This is a genomic window from Streptomyces albiflavescens, from assembly GCF_014645835.1.
Lineage (GTDB): Bacteria > Actinomycetota > Actinomycetes > Streptomycetales > Streptomycetaceae > Streptomyces > Streptomyces albiflavescens.
This window is the reverse complement of the sequence record NZ_BMMM01000001.1, coordinates 275,559-301,637: the sequence shown is the minus strand read 5'-3', so window position 1 is coordinate 301,637 and position 26,079 is coordinate 275,559. Positions and strand designations below refer to the sequence as shown.

At 69.8% G+C, this 26,079-nt stretch carries 19 protein-coding genes and 1 pseudogene; 9 read left to right on the top strand and 11 right to left on the bottom strand.

All coding sequences use genetic code 11. The features are described from left to right. Positions 1-127: 127 nt before the first annotated feature. The 6 genes from sbnB to IEY95_RS01310 all read right to left on the bottom strand — a co-directional run bounded on the left by sbnB (position 128) and on the right by IEY95_RS01310 (position 12,364). Positions 128-1,198 carry a 2,3-diaminopropionate biosynthesis protein SbnB gene (gene sbnB, locus IEY95_RS01335; RefSeq protein WP_189183926.1) on the bottom strand — a complete coding sequence of 357 codons (1,071 nt, stop codon included), beginning with the start codon at positions 1,196-1,198 and terminating at the stop codon, positions 128-130. Further along, positions 1,195-2,199, bottom strand: a complete 1,005-nt coding sequence (locus IEY95_RS01330) for a TauD/TfdA family dioxygenase (protein WP_189183925.1) — start codon at positions 2,197-2,199, stop codon at positions 1,195-1,197. Before IEY95_RS01330 ends, sbnB begins: the two co-directional genes overlap by 4 nt. A 22-nt stretch (positions 2,200-2,221) precedes the next feature. Next, positions 2,222-5,500: a non-ribosomal peptide synthetase gene (locus IEY95_RS01325; protein WP_189184593.1), complete on the bottom strand. Its 3,279-nt coding sequence runs from the start codon at positions 5,498-5,500 to the stop codon at positions 2,222-2,224. A gap of 17 nt (positions 5,501-5,517) precedes the next feature. Beyond that, positions 5,518-8,145 (bottom strand): Pls/PosA family non-ribosomal peptide synthetase, encoded by a 2,628-nt coding sequence (locus IEY95_RS01320; RefSeq protein WP_189183924.1) that lies wholly within the window; start codon positions 8,143-8,145, stop codon positions 5,518-5,520. A 429-nt stretch (positions 8,146-8,574) separates the two neighbouring features. Further along, positions 8,575-10,566 (bottom strand): N-acetylmuramoyl-L-alanine amidase, encoded by a 1,992-nt coding sequence (locus tag IEY95_RS01315; protein WP_189183923.1) that lies wholly within the window; start codon positions 10,564-10,566, stop codon positions 8,575-8,577. 241 nt (positions 10,567-10,807) lie between these two features. Then, positions 10,808-12,364, bottom strand: coding sequence for a M1 family metallopeptidase (locus IEY95_RS01310; protein ID WP_229702502.1), 1,557 nt, complete (start codon positions 12,362-12,364; stop codon positions 10,808-10,810). 751 nt (positions 12,365-13,115) lie between these two features. On the opposite strand from IEY95_RS01310, the gene IEY95_RS01305 reads away from it, so the two are divergent. The 4 genes from IEY95_RS01305 (at position 13,116) to IEY95_RS01290 (ending at position 18,485) form a co-directional block, all read left to right on the top strand. Beyond that, complete coding sequence (locus tag IEY95_RS01305; protein ID WP_189183922.1) at positions 13,116-15,815, top strand: winged helix-turn-helix domain-containing protein; 2,700 nt, start codon at positions 13,116-13,118, stop codon at positions 15,813-15,815. Positions 15,816-16,000: 185 nt separating this feature from the next. Then, entirely contained in the window at positions 16,001-17,623 is a 1,623-nt protein-coding gene (locus IEY95_RS01300) for an MFS transporter (RefSeq protein WP_189183921.1), read from the top strand. Positions 17,624-17,640: 17 nt separating this feature from the next. Continuing rightward, the gene (locus IEY95_RS01295; protein ID WP_189183920.1) at positions 17,641-18,159 is read left to right on the top strand and encodes a hypothetical protein; all 519 of its coding nucleotides are present in this window, start codon (positions 17,641-17,643) and stop codon (positions 18,157-18,159) included. A 128-nt stretch (positions 18,160-18,287) separates the two neighbouring features. Further along, entirely contained in the window at positions 18,288-18,485 is a 198-nt protein-coding gene (locus IEY95_RS01290) for a DUF8691 family protein (protein WP_189183919.1), read from the top strand. 26 nt (positions 18,486-18,511) lie between these two features. On the opposite strand, the pseudogene IEY95_RS01285 reads toward IEY95_RS01290, so the two are convergent. Next, a pseudogene (locus tag IEY95_RS01285) lies at positions 18,512-18,747 on the bottom strand (DUF2252 family protein); the annotation flags it as partial. A 229-nt stretch (positions 18,748-18,976) separates the two neighbouring features. Here IEY95_RS01285 and IEY95_RS01280 point away from each other — a divergent pair. The 4 genes from IEY95_RS01280 (at position 18,977) to IEY95_RS01265 (ending at position 22,131) form a co-directional block, all read left to right on the top strand. Beyond that, complete coding sequence (locus IEY95_RS01280) at positions 18,977-19,639, top strand: HdeD family acid-resistance protein (RefSeq protein WP_189183918.1); 663 nt, start codon at positions 18,977-18,979, stop codon at positions 19,637-19,639. A 136-nt stretch (positions 19,640-19,775) separates the two neighbouring features. After that, complete coding sequence (locus IEY95_RS01275) at positions 19,776-20,252, top strand: SHOCT domain-containing protein (RefSeq protein ID WP_189183917.1); 477 nt, start codon at positions 19,776-19,778, stop codon at positions 20,250-20,252. Positions 20,253-20,285: 33 nt separating this feature from the next. After that, positions 20,286-20,714, top strand: a complete 429-nt coding sequence (locus tag IEY95_RS01270; protein WP_189183916.1) for a DUF7144 family membrane protein — start codon at positions 20,286-20,288, stop codon at positions 20,712-20,714. A 37-nt stretch (positions 20,715-20,751) separates the two neighbouring features. Further along, positions 20,752-22,131, top strand: coding sequence for a diacylglycerol/lipid kinase family protein (locus IEY95_RS01265; protein WP_373294418.1), 1,380 nt, complete (start codon positions 20,752-20,754; stop codon positions 22,129-22,131). Positions 22,132-22,241: 110 nt separating this feature from the next. Here IEY95_RS01265 and IEY95_RS01260 read toward each other — a convergent pair whose 3' ends face one another. Further along, positions 22,242-22,946 carry a GAF and ANTAR domain-containing protein gene (locus IEY95_RS01260; RefSeq protein WP_189183915.1) on the bottom strand — a complete coding sequence of 235 codons (705 nt, stop codon included), beginning with the start codon at positions 22,944-22,946 and terminating at the stop codon, positions 22,242-22,244. 388 nt (positions 22,947-23,334) lie between these two features. Here IEY95_RS01260 and IEY95_RS01255 point away from each other — a divergent pair, with 388 nt between their 5' ends. Next, a complete protein-coding gene (locus tag IEY95_RS01255) occupies positions 23,335-23,670 on the top strand; it encodes a hypothetical protein (RefSeq protein ID WP_189183914.1) in 336 nt (111 codons plus the stop codon). 93 nt (positions 23,671-23,763) lie between these two features. Here IEY95_RS01255 and IEY95_RS01250 read toward each other — a convergent pair whose 3' ends face one another. From IEY95_RS01250 to IEY95_RS01240, 3 genes are all read right to left on the bottom strand, one after another. Next, a complete protein-coding gene (locus IEY95_RS01250; protein ID WP_189183913.1) occupies positions 23,764-23,937 on the bottom strand; it encodes a CsbD family protein in 174 nt (57 codons plus the stop codon). A gap of 278 nt (positions 23,938-24,215) precedes the next feature. Beyond that, complete coding sequence (locus IEY95_RS01245; RefSeq protein WP_189183912.1) at positions 24,216-25,034, bottom strand: TIGR03943 family putative permease subunit; 819 nt, start codon at positions 25,032-25,034, stop codon at positions 24,216-24,218. Further along, positions 25,031-26,050 carry a permease gene (locus tag IEY95_RS01240; RefSeq protein WP_189183911.1) on the bottom strand — a complete coding sequence of 340 codons (1,020 nt, stop codon included), beginning with the start codon at positions 26,048-26,050 and terminating at the stop codon, positions 25,031-25,033. The genes IEY95_RS01245 and IEY95_RS01240 overlap by 4 nt, the downstream gene beginning before the upstream one ends. Positions 26,051-26,079: the final 29 nt, after the last annotated feature.

Sequence of the window (26,079 nt, the reverse complement as noted above, 5' to 3'; positions counted from 1 at the left end):
AGTCCAACTGGGCCGGAGCGGGCCCTGCATCAGTGGCCGCCGTCTCGTCTGGTCCTACCTACGGCGACTTGACCGGTGATCTCTCCTCGGTCCGGCTCCGGACAGGCCTCCTGGGCTTTCGGCCGGCTCATCCGTACCGGCTCATTTCGTGGAAGAAGTCGTCGACGACGTGCAACTCCCCGCTGCGGACCACTTCGTCGTAGACGTGCTTGCCGACCGCCAGGTCGAGCACCCCGAGGCCGAAGGGCGAGAACACCACCGGCCGGTCCGTCGGCACCGTCACCCGCCCGGCCATCACGTCGTCCAACGTGCCGTCCAGGAAGTCCCGGTTGCCCGTGAGCTGCTCGGCCAGATGCGGCGAGGTGTTGGCCTTCAGGCAGTGCTCGATGTCATCGACGATGTTGGTCGAGGCGAGCAGGATCTCCGGCGCGAGGTCGCGCAGCGACACGTGCAGCACCAGCGGGTTGTGCGCGAACCAGGACGGGTCGCTGACATGCGGCTCACCGGCGACGGTGGCGAAGACCACGAGGTCGCTGTTTCGGATCAACTGCTCGGCGCTGTCGTGCACGGTGATCGGAGCGGTGGCGCCCGACTGCTCCAGGTAGCACCGGAAGCCCGCCGCGCTGTCGGCGGACAGGTCGTGGACGCCGATGTCGTCGAAGGACCACCCGGTCCCGGCCAGGAAGGTGTGGATGTAGCGGGCGATCAAGCCCACTCCGAAGAACCCGACGCGCGTCGGGCGGGGCCGGTGGCGGCTGAGCCGGTCGGCCGCCGATGCCGCCGACGCGGCCGTCCTGGTGGCGCTGATGATCGAGCTTTCCAGACAGGCGAACGGGTATCCGGTGTCATGGTCGTTGAGGATCAGCACCGCCGACGCCCTCGGGACCCCGGCCTTCACGTTCTCCGGGAAGCTGGAGATCCACTTCAGGCCGTCCACCCGTACGTCCCCGCCGATCGAGGCGGGCAACGCGATGATCCGGGAGGACGGGCGGTCGGGGAAACGCAGGAAGTACGACGGCGGGTTGACGGAATCACCGGCGCCGTGCACCCGGTAGGTGGCCTCGACCAACTCCACGATCTGCTTCTCGCGTCCGTGCAGTGCGCGCTGGACCTGGGCACCGGAGATCACGGCGAACGGCGGCACGGCCGTCGAGGCAGCCATCGCGGACTTCGTCGCGGTGGAATCGGTGGTGGTCATCCCGCGGTCACCTCCACGGTCGGCGAGCAGTCGGCCAGACGCGTCGAGTCGGCCAGGGCGACGAGCACTTCGCGCGGTCCCTCGAAGGGCTCCCTGCTGTGCGCGGTGCGGACGTTGTCGACCAGCATCAGGTCGCCGGCCTGCCACGGCTCGCGTGCGGTGTTGGCCTCGTAGACGCTGTTGAGCAGCTCCACGACGTCCTCGCCGATCGGGTCGCCGTTGCCGAAGCGGGTGTTGAACGGCAGCCCGTCGGCGCCGTAGAGGTCGACCAGGTACTCGCGCACCTCGGGGGCCATCGTCCACTCGTTGAGGAACGCGATCTGGTTGAACCAGCAGCGTCGGCCGGTGCCCGGGTGACGCACCACGGCGCTGCGGCGCTGTGTGGTGCGCAGGCCACCGTCGGGCTGCCACTCGAACGTGATCGCGTTGGCGCGGCAGTAGCGCTCGACCGCGTCACGGTCCTCGGTGCCGAACGCCTCGGCGACGGACGCCCCGATCTCGTCGTTGTAGCTGCGGGTGAGCAGCCAGCCCTCGCGCTCGAACCGCTCGGTCAACTCAGTGGGCAGTGCCTCGAGTACCGTCGCCGAATCGGCCACCGCGGTCGCCCCGCCGGCGCTGGGCGCGCTGAGACAGGCGAACATCATCAGGCCGGGGAACTCGAGCGTGTAGCTCAGTTCGTGGTGCATGCACATCGGCTGGTTCGGCGGCCACTTCGTCGAGGAGTACACGCCGTCGGAGTAGGTCTCGCGGGGCGCGAAGACCTCCTTGTCGGTCATCAGACCGGTGGCAAGCCTGGAGAAGACGGAGCCGGTTTCGGTCGCGTCGCGCAGTCCGAGGCCACGGACCAGGACCGATCCGTGCTGGGCGACGACAGCGCGCAGCGCGTCCCGGTGCTCGGCCGCCCAACTCGGCGCGCCGCCGGCGGCCTCGGCCCGCAGGAGCGGAGGTTTGCCGGGTGTGAGTTCCACGTCGACCAGCGACGCCGTGGATATGGACGACATCTCGTTTCCTTTCTGTTGCCACTCAGGAAGAAGCGAACAATTGGGCGGCCTGCAGCACGGCCCGTGCCGCCTCGGCCGGACGGGTGCGCAGGAAGTAGTGGCCGCCATCGACGAGTTCGTGCAGATCGACCCGTTCAGCCAGGAGCTGCCAGTCGAGGTATTGGCGCCGGTGGTCCGCCGTGCTCGGGTCGTCGGCGGCGACGACCACGGTGACCGGCGCGGACAGCTTCAGCGCCGGTGGACTGTCCAGGGCGTCGGCGAAATAGCCGTGCGCGGACACGCAGTCGTGCCGGTAGGCGGCACCGATGTGCTCGGCGTGCCGCGCATCCAGCTCACCGAGCTCGGTGTATCCGCCGTCCGCGCTCAGCTTCGCGGCGATCTCGGCGTTGCTTCGCCCGGTCAGCTCCATGATGGTGGCGCGCCGGTCGGCGGCGTTCCCCAGCAACTGCGCGCCCAGGAACACCCGTTGGACGTCCACTCCGTGCTCCTGCAGCCTTCCGGCGGTCTCCAGGGCCAACGCGGTGCCCGAGGAGTGACCCCACAGCAGGACCCTGGTCAGGCCACGCCGGACGATCTCGTCGACGACCTGCTCGACGACCTGTGTCATGGGCGCGAACGGCTCGCTCTCGGCTGCCACATCGTGGCCTGGCAACTCCACGGCGTAGACCGCGGGCCCGCCGCTCTGCAGCGCCCCGGCCATCGGCTGGAAGTTCACGGCGTTGCCGCCCGCGTAGGGGAAGCACACCAGGGCAGCCTGCGCGCCGTCCGATGCCGACAGTGCCTGAAGCAGCCCGGAGCGGCGCTCGGACCTGCCGTCGACCGGACCGGCATGCGGCTTGGACCTGTTGTCGATCAGCACGGCCAAGTCGGCAAGGACCGGGTGGCCGGTGACGTCCTTGAGGGACACCGCACGGTCCAGGGTGATCGCCAGCTTCACCGCCGAAAGCGACGTGCCGCCGCGGTCGAAGAAGTGGTCCCGCCGTCCGATCCGGTTCTGCGGGATGCCGAGCACCTTCGCCCATGCGGCCGCCAGTTGCTGTTCGGCCGGCGTGTGCGGCGCGTGGAAGTCGTCCTGGACGACGCCGAGTTCTGCGGCAAGCGCCCGCAACGCCTTCCTGTCGATCTTGCTGTTGGCCGTCAGCGGCAGACTTTCCCGCCAGTGGAACGCCGACGGCACCATGTACTCGGGCAGCGACTCACCGAGCAGGTCCGTCAGGACGTCGACCTCGAGTGACCGCGGGCCGGAGTAGAACGCCACCAAGTGCTGGCTCTGGTCCGCCCGTTCGGCGACCACCACCGCGCCGTCGCGCACACCGGGCACCCGCAGCAAGGTGTTCTCGATCTCGCCGATCTCGATCCGGAAGCCACGAATCTTCACCTGGGTGTCCCGGCGGCCGAGGAACTCCAACTTGCCCTCGGGGTGCCAGCGGCCGTAGTCGCCGCCCCGGTAGAGCCGGGCGCCCTCACGGTGCGGATCGGTCAGGTAGGCCTGCCGGGTGCGCTCGGGATCGTTGACGTATCCGCGGCCGACGCAGACGCCGGAGAAGACGATCAGACCGGGGGCGCCGAGCGGCACCGGGTTCAGGTGCTCGTCGACGACGTAGACGTCCACGTTGTTGACCGCGCGGCCGAGCAGGATGCGTTCCGGCACGCGGTCCATGACCTCGTGGTTGGTGTCGTCCGAGGTCTCGGTCAGCCCGTAGGCGTTGACCAGCTTGATCCCGGGCTGGGCGGCGAACCAGCGCTGCGTGAGCTCCCTCTTCAGCGCCTCGCCGGTGACCGACACGCACCGCAGGTCCGGCAGCTCGCGAGGGTGCTGCTGCAGACAGGACACGACGACGTCCAAGTAGGAGGGGACGACCTGAAGGACGCCGACGCGGCCATCGACGATCTTGTCGACGAACCGCTGGACGTCGAGGATCACCTCCTGCTCCACCAGCAGGGTCCGTCCCCCGACCAGGAGTGCGGACACCAGTTGCCACAGCGAGATGTCGAAGCACTGGGGTGCGGTCTGCGCCACCACCTGTCCCTCGCCGATCTCCAGGTCGTCGATCTTGGCGTAGAGATGGTTGAGCATGCCCGCGTGCTCGCACATCGCGCCCTTGGGCTCACCGGTGGAGCCTGAGGTGAAGTAGATGTAGGCGAGCTGGTCCGGTGCGACATCGATGTCCAGATCGTCGTCGGCGTGTTCCGCGTCGTAGGCCGCTTCGATGAAGACCTTCTGGACAGCGGGCAGTGAGTCGAGGGCCTGGTCGAGGTGGGTGGTGCTGCCGGGTTCGGTCAGCACGAGCGCGCACTCCGCACGGGAGAGCGTGGTGGCGATGCGACCGGCGGGGAAGTGCGGCTCGATGGGCAGATACACGCCCCCGGCCTTGAAGACCGCCAGGACAGCGGCCAGCCAGTCCAGGTTGCGCTCGGTCACCACCGCGACCACCCCTTCCCGGCGCAGCCCTCGCGCCAGGAGAGCGCGGGCCAGCCGATTGGCCCGGGAGTTGAGCTCGCGGTAGGTCCACTCCCGCTCGCCGTGTACGGCCGCGACGGCATCCGGGTGTGCTGTCACCCGCTGTTCGAACAGCTCGTGCAACCGGCGGTCCGGCAGGTCCCGGTGCGGCCCGGCGAGCCCTTCGAGCTGGAAGTGGAGTTCCTCGGGCGAGAGCAGGCTCTGCCGCCCGTGCTCCGCATCCGGATCGGCGGCGATCAGCGCGAGCGCGGTGACGTGATAGCCGGCGATTCTTCCGGCGCAGTCCGCGTCGAGCACGTCCGTCCGGTACCGCAGCCGCAGCACGAGCCGGCCGCCCCGCCGAACGAACGCCACCCACAACACGGTGTCCTCGGTCAGGTCGCCGCCGACGCCGTGCGGATCGAACACGGTCTCGAACGGTGGTTCGGTCAGGCCGAGTTCGCGCCTGAGATCATCGACCGGAAAGTCCCTGTGCGCCAGCAGGTCCGACTCGGCCTGACAGGCGCTCAGCAGCAGCTTCCGCCATGAATCGGCTTCGGTCGTCAGTCGGCAGGGCAACGGGCGGCTGCCCTCGGCGGCTACGTAGCCGGACACGACCTCGCGCTCACCGGACAGTGCGGCGAGCACCTTGGCGTGCGCGGCCAGCAGCACCGAGTCGAGCGGCACCGCCAGATGCTCCGCCAGCCGGCGCACCGGTCCGACGACGTCTTCCGGGACCGTCGCCTCGTGATGGACGACGCCCTTCACCGGATGGAGCGTCCACCGCGGGATCGCGGTGAATCCACCGGCTACGAGCTCACCGCTCCAGAACTCCCGGTCGGCTTCCACGTGCACTCCCATCGACTCTTCCCGTCCGCTCACGGTCGCCACAGCCGTCGTTGTCTCTTCGTCAGATCCGCGGGCCGGCCGTGTTGTTCAGCCGGTAGGACGCGCTGACCGGGACGGTCCCGCTGTGCCTCCCGCGTCGGCAGGGCCGGCCAAGAGGGGGCGTTTCGCGTCTCGATGGCGGGGTTTCCGCCCCATTGAGCGCGCTCCGGAACTTCCTCGCCCTTCATGAGGAAGGAGTCGGGCGCGAGCACCGCGCCGTCGCCCATCGTCACGCCGTAGTGGACGTGGGAGCCGACACCGAGCGTGCAACCGACGCCGAGCGTGCTGCGGTCGGACTTGAACGTGCCGTCCTCCTGCGAATGGCACTGGATCTTGCTTGCCGCGTTGAGCGTGCAGTCGTTCCCGATGGTGGTGAGCATCCGCTCCGTCAAATGGCAGCCGTCGTCGAAGACCCTGCTGCCGATCCGAACACCCAGCATCCGCCAGATCACGTTCTTGAAAGGGGTGCCGTTGAAGACGTTGAGGTACGTCTCGGGCACCTTCCACAGACGCTCGTGCCACCAGAAGTACGGCTCGTAGATGGAGCACAACTGCGGTTGCAGCCCGCGGAATGCCGTGATGCTGCGTTCCACCAGTACGTAGTAGACAGGGGTGAAAGCAAGGCTGAAGACGAGGAACACGGCGATCAGTACATGCCCGTAGGAATCGTAGAGATCGGCGTCCGCGAGGCCGACCACCGTGAGCACGAAGAAGTAGAACCACCGCACGAGCAGGAGAAGGACCATCGAGCGGATGTTGTAGCGGTTCTTCGCGGCGAGGTTCCGGCGAAACTCTTCGCCGTTCCGTAGATGGTCGAACCGGGAGTCGCGCTCGACCGACCGGGGAATCTCGAAGCACGGCGAGCCGAGCAGGCCCACTCCTTCGCGCACCTCGCCATCGAGCGGAATCATCACCTTCGTCGCGAGGAGGCAGTTCTGTCCTGTCCTGGCGCCGGAGGGATAGGCGATGTTGTTTCCGATGAAGTTGCGTGGCCCGATCGAGGCCCGGGACACCCGGAACGACGTATCGGAGAATTCGGCGTTGATGACGGAGAGCCCGTCGGCGACCATCGTTCCGCTGCCGACAGAAACCAGATACGGCGTCTCGTGCTGCACTTCCGTGCCGAAATTCGACCCGGTCTGCTCGACCCGGGACAAGTTGTACCCGAGAACGCGCAAATAGTAGACGATGTAAGAGCTGTCACCGAGCAGCCATTTGAAGAACTTCAGGTTGGTCATGCGCCCGATCGCCCGGTGCGCCGAGTAATGAAATCCGTACAGCGGATAGACCTTGTCCGGCTGGATGACCAGGTTGAGTAGGCGCGGAACGGTGAACAGTACGGCCAGGCCCACGAAGACGAAGCCGAAGAACAGTACGGCGGACAAGGTCAGGGCGTCGATGTAGAGAGCCGGCGACGTGAACCCCAATGAGCCCGGACCCAGCCGGTCGTGCAGCGCCGGAATCAGATGGACCAGCATGTACGCGCCCCCGACAGTCAGCGGCATGTACAGGAGGAACAGTTGAAGCACGGTGACGAGGCCGAAGCCGGCTCGACGCAGCGTGCCGCACTTGGCCGGCCCGATCCTCATGTAGTCCTGCTCCGTGGGCTGTGCCGGGGATCCGTGCCAGCGCTGCCCGGCCGGGACCGTCTGGCCGCTGTACAGCGTGGACGTGTGGCCGAGTTGAGAACCGTCGCCCATCGACGTGTCGATGTCGAGCACGGTCTTCTCGCCGATGAAGACGTCCCGGCCAAGGGTGACCCGGCCGGTCTGGATACGGCCGGCGTGCGCCCGGTAGCAGAGGAAGAACGAGTCTTTGCGGATCACCGTGCCGGCGCCGACCGTGAGCAGGTCGGGGCAGGCCGGAACGGTGGGGGAAAGGATCGTGACCCCTTTGCCGATCCGTGCGCCCAGGGCTCGCAGATACAGCACATACAGGGGATTGCCGACGAAGAAGATCATTGGGTTGGCGTGGATCAGCACTTTGACGGTCCAGAAGCGCAGATACGTCAGTCCCCAGATCGGGAACTCGCGCGCTGTCCACCGCCCTACGAGAAGCCACTTGGCCACGATGGGGAAAGTGCACAGAGCGACGAATCCGGCGGCGCCGAAGACAAGCGAGCGCAGGTAGATGTCGATGACATCCGAGCCGGCGGAGACCCATGTGTAGCCTTGAGCGGTGACAATTCCGAAGACGAAGGAATATCCCACGAAAAGCAGGAACTGCAGCGTCCCGCAGAGGGCGTACCGTGCGGTGCCGGCTGTGGTCACCTCGGTGGACGGCGCCGGGACCGACGGCTCGACGGGGGCGGGCGCGGCGTCCGCGAGTCCCGTCGCCAGGCTTCGGATCGTCGGGTGCCGGTAGATGTCCTTCATCGATGCCGAGGGGAGGTCTTCCCGTTTCCTGACCCGTGCACAGAATTGGGCCATCACCAACGAGTTGGCGCCGAGGTCGTCGAAGAAGTGGCTGTCGACCGACACCCGCTCGACGGATATGACGTCTGCCAGTACCTCTGCGAGATCTCTCTCGATGCCGGTCTTCCGTCCGGTGTATCCGCGCTTGTCGATTGCGGATTCATTCGGTCCGGGCGTCAGGACTTCGACGGACTTCTCCTCCATGCGAACTCCTTGAGGAACTTTTCGAGCGCCCTCGTCGATTACGGTCGGCGCCCTGTACTCGCGCTTTTCGATGTCCGGAGCGAGTTGTCCGGAAGTCGTGAGGTCGGGATCTTTTGTCGAGTTCCAAGACCGTTTTCAGTCTCCAATGTCCACCGTCGGGCTGCCACTCGAACTCGATCGCCTTGGTGCGACATTGGCTCTCGACGGCGCCAGGGGCTCCTCGCCGCTGGACGCCGGGCCCAGTTGGCGCGGAGCGCTCACCGCCCGATTCACTCCTCGTTCACGATCCCGCCCAGCGGGACGGCGCTGAACCGAGCACGGGTCGCGCCCTACTGCATACGAGTGGTGTGAGCCTGATCCGGAAGGAAGAGCGTGGCGGCCGCGAAGCCCCTCGACGGGGCTTGGCCGGCGCCGATGTTCCGTGCCCTGTCATCGCGCGGAAGGGCGCGCCGCGTGTCCTGACGGCGGGCCTGCCGTGGCCGATGAGTGCACCACGTCCACATCGCTCGCCCGGACGTAGGCCAGTCGGTGTCCGAGCTGGATCTCGTAGTACTGCTCCCGGCCCTTGACCACCGGGTTGGGTGTGTCGCCGAAGGTCGACCTGTCGATGTAGGAACCGGCGAGGCGAGCCTGTGTCACATACCGCTGCCCCGCGAGGAGGGTGTACGGGAGCGGCGACTCGGTCTGCTCCTGCACGTCCTCCGGGTAGGCGTCCTCCTCCGGGAGCGCGCGCCCGTACACGGGGATCTCGCTCAAGCCGGCCTTCGGAGTCACCATCTTGCCGCTCGCACTGACGGCGGTCGGGTGCTTCTTCGGGTTTTTGAACCAGGCCTTTTCGCCCTGGAACCAGATTGCCGTCCAGTCGCCGCTGCGATCGGCGACCGCGAAGGTCTGGCCGGCGGAGGCCCGTGACCCCAGGTCGTTGACGTCCTCCGTGGAGTCCTCACCGTCCGGGTGCCGGCCCGGATCCTGGATCAGCGGGGCCTTCTCGTCCGGCTCGGTGTACAGGCGGACGGCGCTGGAGCCGTTCGGCGCACACGGCACCCCACTCTTGGTGCACCCCGTGAACGGCGGCTTGTGGGTGGCGAAGTCCGGCAGCACGGTCACCATGTCCTTGTTCGCTCCGCCCGTGGCGCGCAGGGGCGCGCCGAGGAGGTCGAAGTAGTGCCGCCAGTCCCAGAAGGGGCCGGGGTCGTCGTGCATGTCGGGGATGGAGCCGGTGGTCGGGGACGGGACGTTGTCGTGGCCGAAGATGTGCTGCCGGTCGAGCGGGATGTCGTACTTCTTCGCCAGGTAGCGCACCAGACGGGCCGAGGCCCGGTACATCTGTTCCGAGTACCAGGTGTGCGGCTGCTTGAGGAATCCCTCGTGCTCGATGCCGATCGAGCGCGCGTTCACGAACTGGTTCCCGGAGTGCCAGGCCATGTCCTTGGTCCTGACGTGCTGGGTGATGTGACCGTCCTTGGAACGGATCGAGTAGTGCCAGGAGGCCTCCGTCGGATCCTGCACGGTCAGGAGCATGGACGCGAGCGGCGCCTCGGTGTCGTGGATGACGATGTACTCGATCTTCTGGTCCCTGGGCCGGTCGGCGAGGTCGTGATTGCCGTAGTCCCCGTCGTCGATCCGGACGTACGGCGCGCTGAGCCAGGAGCAGGACAGCTCCACCGGGCACTCGACGTCCTTCGACCGCGCCGCGTCCTTCGGGGAGGGGCGGGGGTGCACGCCGGGGGTGGCGGGGAGGGTGAGGTGCTGTCCCGCGTCGGTGGTGCGGTGCGCGCCCCGCCGGATCAGCGCGAAGACGTCGTTCGCGTACGTCGCCGCCGAGGAGGCGTCGTCCGTACCCGGGAACTCCGCCACCGCCTCCCACCAGTCCGCCGGGTCGGCGCTGAGCGGCTTGCCGAGCCGTCGTTGCGTCGCCGCCAGGAGCGCCGCGCCGCCGCGCACGTTTGTGGCGGCGTCCGTCCGCAGTTGCCTTGCCGGGGCCCCGATCAGGCGGGCCGCTCGTCGCAGGTCCGCCGGCTCGTCGAAGCCGCTGTCCGCGGCGTTCGCCTCGTGTGAGGCCGACGGACCCGCCGCCGCTGCGGGCGGCCGAGCACTGCCGCGAGGCGGCGTCGCCGCGGCCTGGCGGACGTCCACCAGGTGCATCGGCCCGTAGCCCCCGACGACGCTCGGGGCCCCGGAATGGGAGTCCCAGCGCGACTGCAGGTAGGACACGCCCATGAGCACACTTTGCGGCACGTGGTATTCGTCCGCGGCAGCGGTGAAAGCTTTCTGCAGACGTTGGTCGGCCGCCACGTCGACGAAGACCGGGGGGCCGAGCAGTAGCGGCGCCAGGAGTGCCGCCGAAGCGGTCGCGCACACGATCAGGCGGCACCCGCATACCTTCGCGCTGGGGATACGGGGGGCGACAGGTTTTCTCATTGCAAGGGTCTCCAACCATGCTCGTCGCAACCAGGACACGCAACCAGGACAAAGGAGTTGCCCTTCACGCCACCCCTCGTACGCTTCCGTGCCCTTCACGCCACGTCGCGCCAAGCGTCACCGAGGTGGACCAGCCGCACGGCACAGGCCACCCGGTCGGCGGCAGCGCGTCCGCTCCGGCGGGCAGGACGCGCGAGGCCCCCGCACCGATCGGTACGGGGGCTGCTTGCGGTGTGACGGCTCAGTCCTGGACCGGATCCACCTGCCAGTCGGGGTGCCCCGGCATGGCCGGGGTGTGGGCCCCGTGGAGCCACGGGGTCAGGAACGGCTTCAGGTCCTCGCCGGCGACCTCGGAGGCGAGCGCGACGAAGTCCCGGGTGCCGGCGGCCCGGCCCCGGTACTTGCTCACCCAGGACCGCTCGATCCGGTCGAAGGTCTCCTCGCCGACCTTCTCCCTCAGGGCATAGAGCACCAGCGCCGAGCCGTCGTACCGCATCTGCTTGAAGAGGGTCCGCTCGGTGGGTTCCGCGGGCGCTCCGGCGTCGTGACGCCACTGGTCGTGCTGCTCGTATGCCGCCCGCATCGCCTCCTCGATGCCGGGGCCGCCGTGCGTGTCGGAGTAGAGACGTTCGTAGAAGCGGGCGTGCCCCTCGCTCAGCCACAGGTCCGACCAGCGCCGGATGGCGACGCTGTCGCCGGTCCAGTGGTGGGTCAGCTCGTGTACGAGGTTGCGCTCGGCGTCGACCCGGTCGCCCAGCAGGTCGGCCCTCGGGAGGACGGACAGTGACTGCGTCTCCAGCGCCACGGGCAGGTCGGTGTCCCCGACCAGCACCCCGTAGCGGCGAAAGGGGTACGGGCCGAGCCGCCGCTCGAGCCAGTCAAGGTGCTCGGCAGTGAGCGAGCGGTACTCCTGGGTGTCGGTGACCAGGCCGTCCGGGACCACGTCCCGGACCGGCAGCCCGCGCGGGCCGGTGCTGTCGACGAACACGAACTTTCCGATCGCCAGTTGGACCAGCTGCGCCGCGACCGGCTGCTCGGAGTCGTACGTCCACCGGACCCGTCCGTCGGGTCGCCGGACGCGCTCGACGAGCCGGCCGTTGGCCACTGCGGTCAGGCCGGGTGGGGTGGTGATGCGGAAGGTGACCGGCGCCCGCAGGCTCGGATGGTCGTTCGCCGGGAAGATCATCTTGGCGCCGTCGGGCTGTGCATAGAGCAGGGTGCCGTCGGACGTGGGCACCCAGCCGTAGTCCTGGATCGCGTCGCCGCGGTGCCGTTGCTGCGTCGGGTCGGCAGTGTAGGAGACCCGGACGGTGAAGGTCCTGCCGTGGGGGACCGGCTTCGCGGGGGTGACGACGAGCTCGTCGCCGTCGCGGACGGCGCTCGCCGGTGCGTCGTCGACGGTGACCGTGTGCAGCGTGTTGCCCGCGAAGTCGAGGTCGAAGCGGGACAGGGCCTGCGTGGCGGTGGCACTGATGGTGGCCGTCGCGTCGAACGGAGTCCTGGGTGCCCGCCAGTCGAAGGCGAGCGTGTAGTGGCGGACCGTGTAGCCGCCGTTGCCGTCCAGTGGCAGGAGCGGGTCGCCGATGCCTGCGGCGCCGGGGGACGGGGTCTCGCCGGACGAGGCGGCGGAGGGGCCGGGCGCGGGGGAGCGGTGGCCCCCGTGGGGGAAGGCACCGATGGCGATGGCGGCACCGGTGATCCCGACGGCAGTGGTGAGGGCGACGGCCAGGGTCGTGCGTCGGGTGGGGAGGCCACTACGGGGACGGCTCCTCAGGGACCTCGCGAACGATGCCCTCACCGGAGGAACCGCTGGGCGTCGCGGGATGTGACCGGCCGGCGCACGCGGTGGCCGGTCGTCCGACGGGCGTGATTCCCGGTCGCGGTCATGGTGCCGACTCGGCCACTGGCGGTCGTGATCTTCATGGCCGCACTATGTCAGTAAGAGATCCTTATAGTGAAATATGTCTGTATGTCACCCCGCTCGAACGGGTGAGAGAGCGGGGCGTACGGCGTCGACCGGCCCGCATCAGCGGCGAACTTGAGTGCCCCGGTCCGCGCGGGTCAGCGCGAGTCCTCGGGCACGGTGACGTCGGGCAGCGCCTACGCATGAACGGGGTGGCGGTGTTGACTCGTACCACCCGCAGATCGGTGTCCAGCAGGTGGAGCCCGATCGGGGACTGGGTGAAGAGCGCCTGCAGCATCGAGGCCGCCGTCTCGTCCACTCGCCGACCGGGATCGCCGTGCGCCAAGGGGAGCACCTCCGAGCTCCGTCCTGCGCACCACTGCCCCGTGTCCCGGGCGTGCTTCCAGCGTGCTGCGGGGGCGGCGCGATCGCACCCGCAGAGCGTCGTGGTGGGAAGGGCGAGGCGTGCGGGACCCACGGCCGGGCAAGGGTCCTCCCGCAGGTCCACGGGAGTCGCACGGCGGGCGCCCATCGGCCCTTGAGTCGGGGCCACTCGGTCCTCTGTGGCGCGCGTATACGCGGGAACACTGGGATGCTGAGTGCAGGAGCGCTGCCCATGACCTGACGAACAGTGGTGGTGAGCGCCATGACCGGGTTGCAGGACAACGGTCCGGAATCATCCCCGCGCGCCGATCCCCAGGGAGACCCGTTTTTGCGCACGCGGTTCGCCGTACCGAAGCGCCCCACGACGTTCCTGCGGCGCGAGCGGTTGGTCAAACACCTCGACCAGGCGCTGCTGACGCCGCTGACCATGGTCAACGGAGCCGCGGGTGCGGGCAAGACCCTGTTGGTCGCCGACTGGGCCGCGGGGCGGGACCGGCCCGTCGCCTGGCTCACCACCGAGGCCTCGGACCAGGGGTGCGGAATGTTCTGGGCGTATCTGCTCCAGGCTCTGCGCGCCTCCGGCGTCCCACTGCCCTCCGAAGTCGGCCTCCCCGCGGACGCGAACCGCGTGGACCACACCCTGCTGGCACGGCTCGCCGAGGATCTGGGTACCCGGGACCGGCCTCAGATCGTGGTGCTCGACGAATACGACAGGGTGACCGACGCGGAGATCGCGGAGCAGTTGGAGTTCGTCCTGCACCACGCCGGACGGGGGATGCGGCTGATCCTCGTCACCCGCACGGAACCCCTGCTGCCCCTGCACCGTTACCGGGCCGCCGGCGACATGACGGAGATCAGGAACGCGGAGCTGGCGTTCACTCCCGAGGAAGCGGCCGCGCTGCTGGAACGGCACGGGCTGCGCCTACCCGTGCACGCTGCGGGCGCGCTCGTGGAGCGCACCCGGGGATGGGCCGCCGGACTACGGCTGTGCGCCCTCGCCGCGCAGGAGAGGCCGGATCCGGAGACGTATCTGAAGGAGTTCGAGGCCGACCGCACCACGGTCGCCGATTTCCTGCTGGCGGAGGTGCTCAAGCGGCAGACCCCCGAGACACAGGACCTGCTGCTGCGGGTCAGCGTTCTCGAGCGTTTCTGTCCGGAGCTCGCGAACGCGCTGACGGAGCGCACCGACGCCGGGGCCATCCTGGCCGGGCTGCACCGCGAGAACGCGTTTGTCGAGCACCTCGGGCAGACCTGGTACCGCCTCCACCCGCTGTTCAGGGAGATCCTCCATGCACATCTGCAGATGCGGTCTCCCGGCCTGGAGCCCGAACTCCACCGGCGGGCCGCGACATGGCTGCGGCGCTTCGGATCCCTCGCGGAGACCCTCGGCCACGGTGCGGCGGCGGGCGACTGGGAGTTCACCGCCGATGCCCTCGTCGACGACCTCGCCATTGGTCAGCTCTTCACCGGCCTGCACTGCGACGATCTGGCCGGGCTGTTCTCCCGGATGGGGCCCGAGGCATCGAGCACCGCCACGGACCTCGTCCGCGCGTCTCGCGAGCTGTCCCGGGGCGACCTCGACCGAGGCCTGGCCCACCTGCGGAACGCCGGGCAGAGCCTGGCCGAGGAGCGGACGTCGGCGGGGGACGATTCACCGGGCCTGGCGGCGGCCCGGCTGAGTTGTGCCCTGCTGGAAGCTCTGGCAGCCCGGCTGACCGGTTCGCCCGGAAGAGCGGAGAGTGCCGCGGAGGCGGCCGAGAAACTCCAGGACGAGGTGCCCGCCCACCTCCTGGACGAACATCCCGAACTCACCGCCCTCCTGCTGACCCACCTGGGCTCGACGCGGCTGTGGGCCGGGCACTTCGAGGACGCACGTGCCGCCCTGACCGCGGCGGCCTGCTGTTCCGGGGGAGCTTCGACGGCACTGCCACGCGAGGAGTCCCTGGGGCACCTGGCCCTGATCGACTACCTGAACGGCTGGCTCGGCAGGGCGGAGCGCAAGGCCCGGGCGGCGATGACCGAGACGGAGCGGTTCAGCCTGCCTCAGGCGTCCGGCTCCGGCATCGAGCTGCTGGTCCTGGCCGCCGTGGCCGTCGACCGCAACGAACTGAGACAGGCCCAGGCCCTCCTCGACACGGCGGCCGACTCACACCACGTGATGCGGGACCCGGTGATGGAGGCGGGCCGGGCCATCGCCACAGCGCGTCTGCTGCTGGCCCGCGGCGACACACAGGCCGCGCTCGCAGCGGCGGAATCGGCTGTCGCCGCCGACGTCATCTCCCCCTGGGCGAAGGGGCAGACGGCGCTGGTGGCCTCCGCCGCGCGCCTGGCCGACGGCCTGCCGGAGACGGCAGCCGAGCTGCTACGGGCGGTGCCCGACGACCAGCCGGCGTGTGTCGTGGCGGCAGCACGGGCCGAGCTCGCGGCGGGCAGACCCGTCGAGGCGATGGAGCTGCTCGACAGGGTGCGTCCCGAGGGCCGCAACGGCCCTGCGGTGACCGTCCGGGCCTCGCTGGTACGGGCCCAGGCCGCCGACGGGGCGGGAGACTCCGCCACCTCGCGCAGGCTCGTCGCGCAGGCTCTCCACGAGGCACGCCGCGAGCGACTGCGGCGTCCCTTCCTCGAAGCCGGACCGTGGATCCGACCTCTGCTGGGCACGGTGTCCCTGCGAGAGCTGGCCGCGGGCTGGCTCACACCCGGTACGCCGTCACCCGGTGGGCTGCCCCGGCCCGAGGGCCCGCCATCGACGCCGGTGGTGGAGGAGCTGAGCGGACGCGAGCGCGATGTGCTGGAACGGCTGGCCCAGATGATGTCGACGGAGGAGATCGCCGCCGATCTGTATGTGTCGGTGAACACGGTCAAGACCCACCTCAAGAGCGTCTACCGAAAGCTGGGGGTCAATCGGCGCCACGACGCGGTGCGCCGCGCGCGCGAGCTGCGGCTCCTGCCACCACGACCGTGAAGGGGCCGCTGAGGGCCAGTGAGGGCCGGGTCCATCACGAGCCGCCGCGCCCGTCCCGCTCGCCCGTGGTGGGTGAGGCGCCGGGTGACTTCTTCGGATGCGATGGTGCTGCCGGCACGGTAGGTGCCGGCTGCTGCCCGGCCGACTCCGCCGGTGTCCCGGGCCGACTCGGCGAGGTGGACACCATGACGCACTGGCGGGCGCTGATCGTCCTGGGTATCGCCCAGTTCCTGATGGTCCTCGACACGTCCGTCATGAACGTGTCCATCAGCCAACTGGTCGAGGACTTCGACACCGAGGTCACCGCCATCCAGGCCGTCATCACGCTGTACGCGCTGGTCATGGCGGCATTCATGATCATCGGCGGCAGGCTCGGTGACATCTTCGGACGGCGTCGTCTCTTCCTGCTCGGCCTCGTCGTCTACGGCACGGGTTCGGCCCTGACCGCGGTGGCTCCCACGCTGTGGGTCCTCACGCTGGGCTGGTCGGTCATCGAAGGACTCGGTGCCGCGATGGTGCTGCCGGCCATGGCGGCCCTCGTAGCCGAGTCCTACCGCGGTCGGGACCGGGCCGTCGCCTACGGCGTCATCGGCGGGCTCGCCGGGGCCGGGATCGCCGTCGGCCCGCTGCTGGGCGGCTGGGTGACGACCTACCTCACCTGGCGGCTGGTGTTCGCCGGTGAAGTAGTGGTCGTCGTGGCCGTCCTGTGCTTCCACCGGGTGATCACGGAGGCGCCCCGGACCGGTCCGCGCCCCCGGCTGGACGGGGTCGGCGCCGCGCTGTCGGCGGTCGGGCTGGCCCTGGGCGTGCTCGGTGTGCTGCAGAGCAGCTCGTGGGGATGGGTGCAGCCCCGCAACCCACCCTTCACCGTCCTGGGCTTCGCGCCGACGCTGTTCGTCGTCGGCGCCGGGGTGGCCGTGCTGGCCGTCTTCGTGCACTGGGAGAGACGGCGGGACGCTCGCGGCGCCGAGCCCCTGGTGCATCTGCCCCTGCTGCGCAAGCCCGCGCTGCGATCCGGCCTGATGTCGCTGCTGAGCCAGAACCTCATCCTGCTGGGACTGTTCTTCACCATCCCGCTGTACTTGCAGGTGGTTCAGGGCTTCGACGCCTTCCAGACAGGGCTGCGGCTGCTCCCGGTGTCCGTCACCATGCTCGCGGCCTCGATGGTCGCCGCCCGGCTGGGGCGGGTGGCCGGACCGCGCCGGGTGGTCCGACTGGCCCTGGCGACCCTGTTCGCCGCCATCGTATGGCTGCTGGCCACCATCGACCCGGTCATCGACGACGCGCAGTTCGCCGGAGCCATGGCCGTGCTCGGCGTGGGCATGGGCCTGCTGGCCTCGCAGTTGGGCAACGTCGTCCAGTCCAGCGTGGGCGAGGAGGAACGCAGCGAGGTCGGCGGGCTGCAGTTCACCGCCCAGAACCTCGGCTCCGCGCTGGGCACCGCGCTCATCGGATCGATCCTCATCGGCGCACTGGCCCACGCCTTCACCACCCAGGTGGAGGACCACCCGAGGTTGTCGGAGGAAACCCGTCGGCAGACCGGTGTCGCCCTCGAAGCCGGGATCACCTTCGTGCCCACCGAGCAGATGCGCTCGGCGGCCGAACAAGCAGGGCTGCCGAGGTCCGAGGTGGACGCCCTCACGGACTCGTACGCGTCGGCGCAGCTCGACGGCCTGAAGGCGGCGATCCTCGCCACCGGGGCAATCACGCTCGCCAGTTTCCTGGTCACACCGAATCTGCCGACTCGGACCGGTGCTCCGAGGCAACCCGGTGGCGCCCCGTCCGACGCGCTGGGAGCGTCCCGCTGACTTCGAGGGAGGCCGCGATGTCCGAGACCGAGCACGCCTCGGCGCGAGCGCGCGCCGCCGAGCGGCAGACCCATGCCGACTACACCGGTGGCGTCTACGGATCCATGCTCGCCGCCTCGGTGGTCGTCGGCGCCGGCACCCTGGGCGCGTTCCCGCGCCTGGAGCTGGTGCTGCTGCTGTTGCTCACCGGCGTGGTGTTCTGGATCGCGCATGTGCATGCCCAGCTGTTCGGGGCACGCCTGGCACAGCAGAGCCTGGATCGCCGAACCGTGCTGCACGTGTGCCGCGACGAGTGGCCGATCGTCAAGGCCGCCGTTCCGCCGGCCGTCGCCGTGGCCGTCAGCCCTCTCCTGGGTCTCGACGTAACGGGCGCTTTCTGGCTGGCGCTCACGGTTGCGGTGGCGGGCCAGGTGGGCTGGTCGGCGGCCGCGGCTCGACGGTCAGGTGCCTCGTGGCGCCTGGTGACGGTCGCCGCCTCGGTGAATTTGCTGCTCGGTCTGCTGATCATCTTGTTCAAGCTCCTTCTGTTGCATTGACGCAGGTGGAGCGTGTGCCGGGCGACGTATCACCTCTACGGGGTGAGGCCGGGCGGTGCGCGGCGGCGGACGATCGCAGGGAAGGGGTGCAGCCCGCCGGTCCCAGGACACCCGGGGGAGAGCAGCTCATGCGCTACGAGATCCGCGTCGAAGGACACATGTCGGAGACGCTGACCAGTGCCTTCCCGGAGCTGGAACACGTGGTGATGTCCGGACAGACAATCCTGTTCGGCTCCGTCGTCGACGAGGCGCACTTGTACGGGCTGTTGGCCCGCTGTCAGTCGCTGGGACTACGGGTCCTGGAGATGCGCCAGCTGCCGGAGTGACGCGTCCCTCGCTGCGGGGGGCTCCCTCAGAGGCTCTCTGTGTGGATCCTGCCGGAGCGGACGGCGGCGCCCAGCACCTCGAAGTCCCGCTCGTTCCGGTCGGCGTAGGCCTGGGCGAACCGGTGAGCGCACGGTCGAAGCGGTCGCTCCCGCCCAGGTAGGCGGCGATGGCGACGGGATCGCCGGAGCGCGCGTGGGCCCGCGCCGGACAAGCCCCGCACAGCTGCGCGAACAGGCGGAGCAGGCCGGGTTCCGGGCGGGCTCTGTCCGGGCAGCCGCTGGATCGTTCATCTCGTGTCTCTTTGTACGGACCGCGGTACGCCGAGGCAGGTCTTGCCGCACCCACGTCATCGCCCCGGTGGCGAGTACGGATCACCCGCCCGGGGTGACCCGGTGACCGGCGGTCGGCGGGACGCTGGCTGAGTGAGATCCCCACACACCGCCCCGTCGGCGGTCCGGGAGCGATCCGCTCGATCGCGCGAGGAGGAGCCATGACCGAGTCGCGTGGTCCGACACCGCGTACCGGACCGGAACACATGCCCGACGGGGCGGCCTCCGGGCCGTCGGGCGACCCCGAGGACGTGCTGGCGGAACTCGGGCGCTCGTGGACGTGGATCCTGGGTTCCGCGGTCGCCACGCTCGTGCCGGGCATCCTGGTACTGGTCTGGCCGGACGAGACCCTCCATGTCCTGGCGGTGCTCATCGGTCTGTATCTGCTTGTCATCGGAGCGTTCCGGTTCGTCGCGGCCTTCGGTCGGGACGAACTCGGCCACCGGCTGTCCGGGCTGCTCATCGCGGTGCTGTACGTCCTGGCCGGGGTGCTCTGCCTGAGGAACCCATTCCAGACGATCGCTGCGCTTTCGTTGGTCGTCGGGATCGTCTGGCTGGTGTCCGGCATCCTCAGCCTCTACGGAGCCATCGCCACCAAGGACCTGCCCCACCGCGGCTTCGTCATCGGCGCCGCGGTGATCGCCATCCTCGCGGGGATCGTGGTGCTGGCCCTGCCCACCGAGTCGGCCCGGGCGCTGACCCGGCTGCTCGGTCTGTGGCTCGTTGTGCTCGGCCTGGTCGAGGTGGTGCTCGCGTTCGCGTGGCGGGCCGCACTCCGCAGGTCCGGGGTCGCGGAGCCGCAGGGCAGCGGCGGGACAGCCTGAGGGAAGAGCACCCGCTCTGAGCCATGGCCGGGAAACCGCTCACCCGCCTCGGGTGAGGACGTCCGGTCCTTGCCGTGGGCACGCTGAAGACGGCACAGAACGGCTGCCGGGCCGACGCCCGGGACGGAGGAGAGACATGAGCGCGCAGATGTACCTCGCGTACGACTATCCGCTGCTGAGCGTCTTCTGGTCCATGCTGTGGTTCTTCCTGTGGATCATGTGGTTCATCCTGCTCTTCCGGGTCATCGTCGACATCTTCCGTGACGACGACCTGGGCGGCTGGGCCAAGGCCGGCTGGCTGCTGTTCGTCATCGTCGTGCCCTTCCTGGGCGTGCTGGTCTACGTGATCGCTCGCGGCAAGCACATGGGGCAGCGGGAAGTGCAGCAGGCGCGCCAGCAGCAGGCGGCCTTCGAGAGCTACATCCGGGAGACCGCCAAGGGCGGCGAGGGCAGGCCGAGCAGTGTCGACGAACTCGCCAAGCTGTCCGAAATCCGTGCCCGCGGCGACATCACGGACGAGGAGTTCCGCAGGGCGAAGGAACTGGTCCTGAGCGCCTCCGGCCCGGCGCAACGGTCGGGCGCAGACACCTCCACCTCCACCTCCGGTGGCTGAGAGCACCGCACACGACTGAAATGAGGCAGCACGATGACCACGACTCCCACCGCGCACGCGCACCCGGCCAAGCGGCACTGGGCCGAAGGTCTGACGGCTTTCGCAGCCGTCCTGCTCATGATCGCAGGCGTACTGGACATCCTCAGGGGTGTCATGGCGATCGCCGAGGACGACGTCTTCGTCGCGACACGCAACTACGTCTTCCAGTTCGACCTCACGGGCTGGGGCTGGGTCCACCTCGTTCTGGGCGCCGTCGCCGTGATCGTCAGTCTCGGACTCTTCCAGACGGCGATGTGGGCGCGCGTGGCCGGGGTGGCCATCGCCGGACTCATCATCATCGCCAACTTCCTCTCCCTGCCGTACTCCCCGGTCTGGTCGATCGTCATGATCGCTTTCTCGGGGTTCGTCATCTGGGCCCTGTGCGTGGCCCGGGAGGACGGGACCGCCAGGCCCGTCCAGTGAGACCGGCGGCAGCCGAAACCGCGGGGGAGGGCGCCACGTGGGACGACACAGCACGGAGGCGAGCGGGCCCGGAGGCCATCCCGCGGGAGCCGCCGGTGAGGGGCGTGCAGGGTGGGCGCGGCTGGCGCTGCTCACCCTGCTGACGAGCGTGCTGGTGGCGCTCGTCGCAGCCGGTCTGCGGAGCGTGGTCTGGGCGCTGTTCGGCATCGCCGGCCTTGCCCTCACCGCCGTCGGGGTGTGGTGGACCCTGGCCCACACCCGCGTGGTGCGTGTGGCGGGAGTGGTCCTGTCGCTGACCGCGCCGGTCACGGTCCTCGCGCTGTACGCCGCGTTCGGCATGCTGGGGCCGGCCCTTGTCTCGCTGGGCCTGTGGGCGCTGGGCACGGCGGCCGCTCGGATCGCCGTGGCGCCGGGACGTATCCACTCCGCACCCGAGGGTGAACCTGCCGAGGCACCCCGCCATCCCTGGATCCTCATGAATCCGCGCTCCGGCGGCGGCAAAGTGGGACGGTTCCATCTGGTCGACAAGGCGCGGGCGGCGGGCGCCCGTGTCGTCCTGCTCGGCGCCGGCGGGCAGGACGTGGCCGAACTGGCCCGGCAGGCCGTGGCCGACGGAGCCGACCTGCTGGCGGTGGCGGGCGGGGACGGCACCCAGGCCCTGGTGGCCGAGGTGGCGGCGCGCCACGACCTGCCCTTCCTGGTGATTCCCGCCGGCACCCGCAACCACTTCGCCCTCGATCTCGGCCTCGACCGCGACGATCCGGCGACGGGTCTGGACGCCCTGGCCGACGGCGTCGAGCTCCGCGTCGACCTCGGATTCGCCGCCGACCGGGTGTTCGTCAACAACGCCTCGTTCGGAACGTATGCGGCCGTGGTCGGCGACCCTGCCTACCGCGACGCGAAGGTGCAGACGACCCTGCAGGTGCTGCCGGGACTGCTCACCGGCCCCGACGCGCCCAGGCTGCGGATGCGCGCCGACGCCGCGCGCGCCGAAGGGCTGCAGGCCCTGCTGGTCAGCAACAACCCCTACCTGCGGGCCGTCGACTCGACCCACCCGGGTCGCCGGGAGCGGCTGGATTCCGGACGGCTCGGCGTGCTGTGCGTGCGGGTCGAGAACGCCGCGCAGGCGGCGCGGATGGTGCGCGGCGCGCGTTCCGCGGGCCTTCTGCGGCTCACCGCTCAGGAGGTGGTCGTCGAAGCGGACACGGACACCGTCCCGGCCGGCATCGACGGGGAACATGTGCTGCTGCCGGCACCTGTGGTGTGCCGGATCGCCGCAGGGGCGCTGCGGGTCCGCGTGCCGCGCAACCGCCCGGGTACGCCTCTGCGCAGACCCGCCGCCGACTGGCAGCGCGTCACGCGGCTCGCGCTGGGCCCGCTGGCTCGCGGCAGGAGACGGTCCCCGGCTGCCGCCTGACGCGCAGGCGCCGTCGCGGCAGTTCGCGGTCCGAGACCGGGCGGCGGGCCTCCGCCGCCCGGGGCGACGCCGCGACGACCGACATGCGACGCGATGGCAAGGACGCGGTGTCAGCCGGGCTTCTCGCCGGTCTCGCAGATCTGGCGGGCGATCGCGCGCAGTTTGATGTTGTGGTCCTGAGATGCCTTCTTGAGCAGCTTGAAGGCCGTGTCCTCGGTCAGTCCGTACCGCTCCATGAGAATGCCCATGGCCTCGCCGATCTCGTGGCGGGTCTCCAGGGCGTCGCCGAGCTGCTGATGCGTTCGGGCCGCGGAGAAGGCCACGGCGGCGTGCGAGGCGAGGACCCAGCCGGCCCGGCGAGCGGCCTCGTCGAAGGCCTGCGGCCGCCGGGAGTACAGGTTGAGCGCGCCGAGCTCGTCGTCCTCGGTGAAGAGGAGAATGCCCATCATGCTCCCCATGCCCAGCTTCCTGAGCTCGGGGGCGAAGCGGGACCAGTGCTCGTTCGGTCGGCTCAAGTCCTCGATGGAGTAGATCTGCTGACGGTCCGTCACGGCGTCGAAGCACGGGCCTTCGCCCAGGTCCTGCTGGATACGGTCCGCGCGGCGCACCACGTCGCTCGTGGCAGCCAGGGCCTGCACCTCACCCCGCCGCACAGTGAGGATGCCGGCCTCGTCGCACCCGTTGATCAGAACCGTCGCATGATCCACGATGCGGTCCAAGGTGTCCTGGACCGAGTCCTGGGCGAGCAGATCCCGCGCCATCTCCGCGAGGGCGACGGCGAATTGCTCCCAGACCTCGCCGTGTTCGTGCGACATGTGCCACCTGCTTACGTGTCGAAGCGCCCGCGCCGCTCACGCTCGGTTCCATCTTGCCACCCTCGCGTCCCCACCGCGCCGAGCAGGCATGCGTGGGCGGCCTTCCCACGCACGGCCGCCCGGCGTTATTTCATTTTCAAGCAGTGTGATCGCGCGCGGACTGTGATCGCGCACCGACGCCGCGCTTCCGGCGGTGGGCTCCGGGGAGTGCTCCGGAATGGGCCCGATCGCGTTGTCAGTGGCCTCCGCAACAATGTCCGGGCAGCGAGAACGTCACCGCTCCCGGCGGTACGCGATCGACCCCCGTCCGTCGAAAGGCCCGCCCGCACATGACGCCCACTCTCCACCGCCGCGCCGTGTCGCGAGCCGTGAACGGAGCCCGCTGACGATGCTCCGAGCCCTCCCGCGCACCCCCGCTCCACTCGGCCCCGGCGGTTCCGAGGTTCTGCGTCTCATCACCGTGCAACGCGTTCCCGTCTGTCTCACCGTGCACGCCAACGGCCGTCGCCGGTACGGCTACTGGCAACCCGTCGGTGCCGGCGCCGGACAGGGAGGCTGTCATGTGGCCCTGCCCACCGACGAGTGCGACGCGCTGCACGCGGCGGGCCGGATCGTGCTGGGGGACCCGGTGGTCGATCCGGCGAAGACCACGTACCCGGTACGCCCTGCCGTGAGGGGTGCACCGGGTACCGCCGGTGCACCCCGGCAGGCCCTCACGGCCTGAGCTCATCGGCACAAGCGCTGCCCGGGACGGTCGTCCGGGCAGCGGAGAGCCCGCCGCAAGAGCGTGCGGCGGGCCCTGCGTCCTGGGTGATCGTCAGTGCTTGAAGATTTCCTTCATCTTCTCCTTGGCCTGGCGGGTGTCACCCTTCACCTGATCCGCCTTGCCTTTGGCAGTCAGGCGCTCGTTGCCGACAGCACGCCCGGCGGCCTCCTCGGCCTTGCCCTTGGCCTGCTCCGTCTTGGCCCGTGCCTTCTGGTTCTTGGCCACGCGGATCACGTCCTCACTGCTTCGACTGTGCGATCTACGCCTACGACTGACCGGGATGAACCGGTCTAAACCCGACCGGACGCGACCGGTGCGCCATGCGCAAGATCCATGACAGTCCGTGACGGGTGTAGTCCCGTGTCCAGCTCCACACGGACCTGATGGATCCGACGCCGATCCGTACCAGCAGGTGCACCAGGGGGCCTGTCAGCGAAGCAGCACGATCCGGGGCGGGTGAAGCCCCCCGAAGTTCGCCCAGTCCTTGACCGGGCCACGCCCACTCAGTTGTTCCAGCTCTCGTCATACGGGTCGTGCGGCGTCGCGACCGGCCTGGCCCGGCTGACGTCGAGGAACGGGATGATGCCGCCGTTGACGGGATCCTTGGTCCGCTTGCCGGTGTAGGTGCCGGTGACCTCGAGCCAGGTGTCGGGTTGGAGGACGGGCGGAATCCGTCCGGTCAGGCCGACCTTGACGGGTTGGGCGTCCGCGGCACAGCAGTTGAGGGCCATGCGGACGAGATACGGCGTACCGGCGCGGTCGAGGGCGACGAAACCGGTGATCCTGATCCGCCGGTCGCCGAGGGAGCGGCCGTGGCCGTAGGCCGCGCGGCCGGCGTAGTCGACGAGGCTGAGGGGGACCGGGTCGCGGGCCGGGAGGGCGGGGTAACCGAAGGGCGCCTGCAGAGCCGTGCCGGTGCGCATGGCGCTGTAGGAGCCGAGAGCGGGCGGGGCGACCAGGATCAGGGCCAGCAGGGGGAGGATGAGGAGCCAGGAGATACGCGGTTCGCGGTGGGCGTCTCCGTGTCCGTGTCCGTGCTCGTGACCGTGTCGGTACTCGGGTCCAGGCCTGTCCTGGTCCACTCGGTGCCCGTCCTGGTCGTCGCCGTGGCCGGCCTCGGGTTGGCGCTGCTCGGTCGTGCGTGTCCCGCGCAACTCGTACCACACCGTGGCGAACGCCGCGAGGATCAGCACAACCCCCGCCCCGAGCAGCAGGGGCCGCAACCCGGCCTTGACGTACCGCAGGTAGAGGTCCGTGGTGCCGGCGTGCAGCACCGCCGCGCCGACCAGGAAGAGAACCGCCGCCTGTGCCTGCCGGTTCACAGCAGCACCGCCCCGACCAGGACCGACATGAGAATCGCCAGCGCGAACGTGGCGGGCGCGAAGCGCAGCGCGAACCCGCGGCCGAACGTGCCGACCTGCATGGCGAAGAGCTTCAGGTCGATCATCGGTCCGACGACGAGGAACGCCAGCCGGGCGGTGAGCGAGAACTGGGACAGTGACGCGACCACGAACGCGTCGGCCTCGGAGCAGATCGACAACAGCACGGCGAGAACCGCCAGGGCGAGGACCGACACCACGGGGTTGCCGGCCGCGGCGTGCAGCCAGCTCGCCGGTACGACGGCCTTGAGCGTGGCCGCGGCCATGGCGCCCACCACGAGGAAGCCGCCGGCGTGCATCACGTCGTGCCGAACGGATCCCCAGAAAGCCGCCCCCTTGCCGAGGCCCTCGTGCGCCGGGCGGGCGGGTGGACGCAGCCAGTCGGTGCGGCCGAGGCGTTGCCACAGCCACCCCATCGCGCAGGCCACCAGCAGACTCGCCACGAACCGGGCGAGGACCATCTCCGGATCGCGCGGAAACGCCACGGCCGTGGCGGTCAGCACGATGGGGTTGATCGCCGGGGCGGACAACAGGAACGCCAGCGCCGCCGCGGGCGTGACGCCCCGGCGTACCAGAGCCCCGGCCACCGGCACGGAGGCGCACTCGCAGCCGGGCAGGACCGCCCCGGCCATCCCGGCCACCGGCACCGCCAGGGCGGGCCTGCTCGGCAGCGCGCGGGCGAAGAACGACGGCGGGACGAACACCGCGATGACCGCCGACAGCAGCACGCCGAGGACGAGGAAGGGCAGGGCCTGGATCACCACCGCCACGAACACGGTCATCCAGCTCTGCATCACCGGCGCGGCCAGCGCCCGGCGGACCGGCCCCTGCGCCGCGACCACCAGGAGCAGCAGCATGGTCAGCACGAGAGGGGAGTTGATCTGCCAACCCCGCCGGCCCTGCCGGTCGTCCGCATCGCGATGGTCGACCGGGGGCGGGGCTGCCTTGGTGATGGTCACAGGTGAGGTACCTCCGGTAGGGAAGGGCT

Excerpts from the sequence above, each read along its gene's own strand:
- sbnB (WP_189183926.1), bottom strand. The coding sequence starts at position 1,198 with ATGACCACCACCGATTCCACCGCGACGAAGTCCGCGATGGCTGCCTCG.
- IEY95_RS01330 (WP_189183925.1), bottom strand. The coding sequence starts at position 2,199 with ATGTCGTCCATATCCACGGCGTCGCTGGTCGACGTGGAACTCACACCC.
- IEY95_RS01325 (WP_189184593.1), bottom strand. The coding sequence starts at position 5,500 with ATGGGAGTGCACGTGGAAGCCGACCGGGAGTTCTGGAGCGGTGAGCTC.
- IEY95_RS01320 (WP_189183924.1), bottom strand. The coding sequence starts at position 8,145 with ATGGAGGAGAAGTCCGTCGAAGTCCTGACGCCCGGACCGAATGAATCC.
- IEY95_RS01315 (WP_189183923.1), bottom strand. The coding sequence starts at position 10,566 with ATGAGAAAACCTGTCGCCCCCCGTATCCCCAGCGCGAAGGTATGCGGG.
- IEY95_RS01305 (WP_189183922.1), top strand. The coding sequence starts at position 13,116 with ATGACCGGGTTGCAGGACAACGGTCCGGAATCATCCCCGCGCGCCGAT.
- IEY95_RS01300 (WP_189183921.1), top strand. The coding sequence starts at position 16,001 with ATGACGCACTGGCGGGCGCTGATCGTCCTGGGTATCGCCCAGTTCCTG.
- IEY95_RS01295 (WP_189183920.1), top strand. The coding sequence starts at position 17,641 with ATGTCCGAGACCGAGCACGCCTCGGCGCGAGCGCGCGCCGCCGAGCGG.
- IEY95_RS01290 (WP_189183919.1), top strand. The coding sequence starts at position 18,288 with ATGCGCTACGAGATCCGCGTCGAAGGACACATGTCGGAGACGCTGACC.
- IEY95_RS01280 (WP_189183918.1), top strand. The coding sequence starts at position 18,977 with ATGACCGAGTCGCGTGGTCCGACACCGCGTACCGGACCGGAACACATG.
- IEY95_RS01275 (WP_189183917.1), top strand. The coding sequence starts at position 19,776 with ATGAGCGCGCAGATGTACCTCGCGTACGACTATCCGCTGCTGAGCGTC.
- IEY95_RS01270 (WP_189183916.1), top strand. The coding sequence starts at position 20,286 with ATGACCACGACTCCCACCGCGCACGCGCACCCGGCCAAGCGGCACTGG.
- IEY95_RS01260 (WP_189183915.1), bottom strand. The coding sequence starts at position 22,946 with ATGTCGCACGAACACGGCGAGGTCTGGGAGCAATTCGCCGTCGCCCTC.
- IEY95_RS01255 (WP_189183914.1), top strand. The coding sequence starts at position 23,335 with ATGCTCCGAGCCCTCCCGCGCACCCCCGCTCCACTCGGCCCCGGCGGT.